The organism is Methylibium sp. (genome assembly GCF_013817365.1).
Lineage (GTDB): Bacteria > Pseudomonadota > Gammaproteobacteria > Burkholderiales > Burkholderiaceae_C > Methylibium.
In genome coordinates this window covers 1-4,757 of record NZ_JACDCU010000324.1, presented here as the reverse complement: position 1 = coordinate 4,757, position 4,757 = coordinate 1, and the positions used below count along the sequence as shown (strand labels likewise).

General features: G+C 65.9%; 6 protein-coding genes. 5 read left to right on the top strand and 1 reads right to left on the bottom strand.

The window, feature by feature from the left end; genetic code table 11:
• Positions 1-673, bottom strand: a 673-nt coding sequence (locus tag H0W38_RS16745) for a hypothetical protein (RefSeq protein WP_292456144.1), incomplete at its 3' end; no start/stop codon positions are given.
• Between the two features lie 232 nt (positions 674-905).
• Between H0W38_RS16745 and H0W38_RS16740 the strand changes: the two genes are divergently transcribed.
• The 5 genes from H0W38_RS16740 to thyA form a co-directional block, all read left to right on the top strand.
• Positions 906-2,816, top strand: a complete 1,911-nt coding sequence (locus tag H0W38_RS16740; protein ID WP_292456141.1) for an ABC transporter transmembrane domain-containing protein — start codon at positions 906-908, stop codon at positions 2,814-2,816.
• A 94-nt stretch (positions 2,817-2,910) separates the two neighbouring features.
• Positions 2,911-3,606, top strand: a complete 696-nt coding sequence (locus tag H0W38_RS16735; protein WP_292456140.1) for an OmpA family protein — start codon at positions 2,911-2,913, stop codon at positions 3,604-3,606.
• Positions 3,607-3,666: 60 nt separating this feature from the next.
• Entirely contained in the window at positions 3,667-3,936 is a 270-nt protein-coding gene (locus tag H0W38_RS16730; RefSeq protein ID WP_292456138.1) for a type II toxin-antitoxin system CcdA family antitoxin, read from the top strand.
• Positions 3,937-3,940: 4 nt separating this feature from the next.
• Complete coding sequence (locus H0W38_RS16725) at positions 3,941-4,255, top strand: CcdB family protein (protein WP_292456137.1); 315 nt, start codon at positions 3,941-3,943, stop codon at positions 4,253-4,255.
• Positions 4,255-4,757 (top strand): thymidylate synthase (thyA, locus tag H0W38_RS16720; protein WP_292456136.1); only part of this gene is annotated, 503 nt, incomplete at its 3' end. The genes H0W38_RS16725 and thyA, both read left to right, overlap by 1 nt.

Genomic DNA, 4,757 nt, shown 5'->3' with positions numbered 1-4,757 from the left:
ATCGCCATCGCGTACCTGCGGCTGTCACGCCTGAAGAACCTGCCGGCTCACCCGTTCGCCCCGGCCGCCGCCCGATGAGACTGTCGCGTTCCACACGAAACGGCATGGAGCCATTGTTCCGTGTTCGTGTGAAAACGTTGACCTTAAGTCTGTCCTTGTCTTTAAGGTCGAACCTATAGGCTCCCATGACGCCCTTGTTGGGGAAGAGACTGTGCAATACGAACCGGTGACGTGTCCAGAGGCGACCCTTGTCGGGCTCGATTGGTTCGTCTAAATCTATTGCTTCTGCATAGACGTCGAATACGGGGTACTTCGATTCATTGTGAAGCATCAGTTCTAGCGTGTCCCTGCTGGGGAGCATCGGTCTAAAACTCGCCCAGCTGTCCCCGCCAGTCGCGTAGCCAAGAAAATCTGTGGTGTGCTTCTCGAGACGCTCTACTAGGGTCGTGACACGCGTCTCAATGCTGGTAAGGTTCTTCTCCACCCCGACCTGCTTCTGCACTCGGAAGAACTGACCTGTCGCCCAACTTGCAAGAAAGAAGGACGGACCGAAAACATTCACGATGGCTTTGAAGTCCCACGACTTCGTGGAGTAGATGTTGAACACAGTCCAAGCGACGGCGACAAGCGCGGGCAGCCAGAACTCGCGGAGCAGGCGGCGTGCGATTTGCATGAGGGTTAACTAGTTTTAGACGCCGCGACGCTAGACGGCCCGTTGATCCAAGTCAACCGCCTGCGTCCGGTGTCGCCACGCGGATTCCCAATGAAACGCGCTCGATGCACGTTCCTGCAGGGTGGATTTAGACCACCTAATGTTTCACGGCCGCATCCGCTCCCGGTTCCGCCTCGGCCGCATGTCTCCGGCGGCTCCGTGCTCGCTCCACGAGGTACCTACACTCTCCCGGATGACCGTTTCCGCCCCCGCTCCCGATCCCACTTCGGTAGGCACCGCCGCAGCCCCGGCCCCCGCCTCCTCCGCCGCGCGGCCGCAGCCCGCGCCACCCGCTCGCTCGGTCCGCCCTCTTCGCGAACTGCTCCCCTTCCTGCGCCCATACCGCGGCCGCATCGCCCTGGCCGGCCTGTTCCTCTTACTCGCCGCCATCAGCACCCTGGTCCTCCCCCTCGCCCTCAAGAGCCTGATCGACCAGGGCCTCGTCGCCGCTGATCCCGGCGAGCGCGTGCTGGCGTTGCGCGAGCACTTCTTCGCTCTCTTCACTGTCGGTGCGGCACTCGGCGTGTTCTCCGCCGCGCGCTTCTACATGGTCACGTGGCTGGGCGAGCGCATCACCGCCGACCTGCGCAATGCCGTCTATGCGCATGTCGTTCGGCAAAGCCCCGAGTTCTTCGAGACCACCCAGACCGGCGAAGTGCTCTCGCGCCTGACCACCGACACCACCCTGGTGCAGGCGGTGATCGGCTCGAGCCTGAGCATGGGCCTGCGCAACACGGTGATGGGCATCGGCGCGATGGGCATGCTGATCGTCACCAACCCGGTCGTCATGTCGCAGGTCATGGGCATCCTGGTGCTGGTGGTGCTGCCGGCGCTGTGGTTTGGCCGCAAGGTGAGAAAGCTCTCGCGCGCCAGCCAGGACCGCGTCGCCGATTCGAGCGCCATCGCGGCCGAAGTGCTCAATGCCGTGCCGGTGGTGCAGAGCTACACGCAAGAGGCGCGCGAGGCCGCGCGTTTCGACACCGCCACCGAACGCGCCTTCGCCACCGCGGTTCGGCGCACGCGCATGCGCGCCGGGCTGGTGGCTTTCGTCATCAGCACCACCTTCGGCGCGCTGCTGTGGGGGCTCTACCAAGGTACGCAGGCGGTCATCGACGGGCAAATCACCGCGGGCCATCTGGGCCAGACGGTCGTGTACGTGATCCTGTTGGTGGGCTCGGTGGCGGTGTTGGCGGAGGTCTATGGTGATCTGCTGCGCGCGGCCGGCGCGAGCGAGCGGCTGATCGAGCTGCTGCAAACGCGCTCGCCGATCGCCAGCCCGGCGCAACCCACGGCGATGCCGGCCGTGCCGATGCACGAAAGAGGCGTGCAGGGGGTCGGAAGGGTCGGCTCGCGCGTCAGCCTTCAGGGCGTGGCGTTTCGCTATCCCTCGCGCCCGCTCACGCTGGCGCTCGACGACGTGACGATCGAGGTCGAACCCGGCCAGACCGTCGCACTGGTCGGCCCCAGCGGCGCCGGCAAGAGCACGGTGTTCCAGTTGCTGCTGCGCTTCTACGACGCGCAGTCGGGCCGGGTCGCGATCGACGGCGTGGGGGTTCACGAAGCCGAGTTGCAGGCCCTGCGCGCGCGCATTGGCCTGGTGCCGCAGGACAGCGTGGTGTTCTCGACCAGCGCACTCGAGAACATCCGCTACGGCCGACCCGACGCAAGCGACGAAGAAGTCATCGCTGCGGCCACCGCCGCGCATGCCGATGGCTTCATCCGTGCGCTGCCCGAAGGCTATGCCAGCTTTCTCGGCGAACGCGGCGTGCGGCTCTCCGGCGGGCAGCGCCAGCGCATCTCGATCGCGCGGGCGATCCTCAAGAACGCGCCGCTGCTGCTGCTCGACGAAGCGACCAGCGCACTCGACACCGAAAGCGAGCGCGCCGTGCAGGCCGCCCTGGACGCAGCGATGCGCGGGCGCACCACGCTGGTCATCGCGCACCGGCTGGCCACGGTGATCAATGCCGACCGCATCGTCGTGCTCAAGGCCGGGCGGGTGGTCGATGCCGGCACGCACGCCGAGTTGCTCGCGCGCAGTGGCCTGTATTCGCGGCTGGCTGCGGCGCAGTTCACAGACGTCGTGCCTTCCCGCTCGACCGCTTGAGCGATACCGCACAGACACGCCTCGTTGCAGGAGCCACTGTGGCGAGGCTGAAAATGCAGGGATTCCTGCCCCGTCTTTCTCCCGGAGATCCACCATGAAACTCGTTCCCACACACGCCGCCCGCGCCATCCTGGCGCTCAGCGCCGCCACCTTGCTGGCCGGCTGCCAGAACATGAGCGAGCGCGAAGCCGGCACGGCCAAGGGCGCCGGCATCGGTGCGGCCGTCGGCGCCGTCGCCGGTGTGCTGCTCGGCGACAGCAAGCAGGGCGCGGCCACGGGCGCGGCGGTGGGCGCAATCGGCGGCGCGATCGCCGGCAATGTGTGGTCGAAGAAGATGGAGGACAAGCGCCGTGCGATGGAGCAATCCACCCAGGGCACCGGCGTGGACGTGACGCGCACCGCCGACAACCAGCTCAAGCTCAACGTGCCGAGCGACATTTCCTTCGACACCGGCCGCGCCGCCATCAAGCCCGAGCTGCGCACCGTGCTCGACAGCTTCGCCAGCGGCCTGGCCAACGACCCGAACCTGCGCGTGCGCATCATCGGTCATACCGACAGCACCGGCAGTGATGCGGTCAACAATCCGCTGTCGGTCCAGCGGGCGCAAAGCGTGCGCGACTACCTCGCGGCGCGCGGCATCAGCCCGTCGCGCGTGGAGACGGCCGGCCGCGGCTCCTACGAGCCGATCGCCGACAACACCAGCGTGGCCGGCCGAGCGCAGAACCGCCGTGTGGAGATCTTGCTGCGCGAGCCGGAGCAGGCGGCGGCGGCGGGGCAGCCGAGGTCCTGAACACTCGTGGCTTCCGGGGTGAAGGCACATAATTCATGCGCACGAACTCTGGAGCTTTCGATGCGCCGTTTCGCCAACGCGCCCAAGCGCGCCGTCAATTTTTCTCTCAACTCGGCCGTGCTCGATCTGGCCAAGGAACTTCAGCTCAACATCTCGCAGACCGTCGATCGGCTGCTGGCCGTGGAAGTCGAGCGTGTGTATTGGGAGCGCTGGCGCATTGAGAATGCCCACGCGCTCGAACACTACAACGCGCGCATCGAGAAAGAAGGCCTTTTTTCGGATCGCCACCGGACCTTCATGCGTCCGGACGCCGATCAGTCCACCGCGTAGGCGCGTGGCGCGCTTCGATGTGTACGCCAACCCGTTCGCGGGCGAGCGGCGCCACACTCCTTATGTGCTCGACGTTCAAAACGATCACCTTGCCCCGATCGGCTCGAGGGTCGTCATCCCGCTGCGCACGGCAAGCGGGTTCGGTGCTGCGGCACGCGACCTCAACCCCACGCTCGATGTCGAAGGCCGCCGGCTCGTGCTCGACACGGCCTCCATCGCATCGGTGAACGGGACGCTGCTCAAACGCCCCGTTGCGCACGTCGCACAGCAACGCTCGGACGTGATCAACGCTTTAGACACCTTGTTCGGCTCCTACTGATGACTGCCACCCCCCCAGAGCGCCCCGTTCGCTCCCAATATGAAGACTTCATGCGCCACGTGCAAACGCACGGCGTGTTCAAGCCCGACCGCACCGGCACCGGAACGACCAGCGTGTTCGGCCACCAGATGCGCTTCGATTTGCGCGAAGGTTTTCCGCTGGTCACCACCAAGAAAGTACATCTCAAAAGTGTGATCCTCGAGCTGCTGTGGTTCCTGCGCGGCGATGGCAATGCGCGCTGGCTGCAGGAGCGCGGCGTGACGATCTGGGATGAATGGGCCAAGCCCGACGGCGACCTGGGCCCCGTGTATGGCGTGCAATGGCGAAGCTGGCCGGCGCCGGATGGCGCACACATCGACCAGATCGCCGAAGTGGTCCGGCAGCTCGAGACCAACCCCGACTCGCGCCGCATCATCGTGAGTGCCTGGAACGTGGCCGACCTGCCGAAGATGGCGCTGATGCCCTGCCATGCCTTCTTCCAGTTCTACGTGGCGCCGCCCGA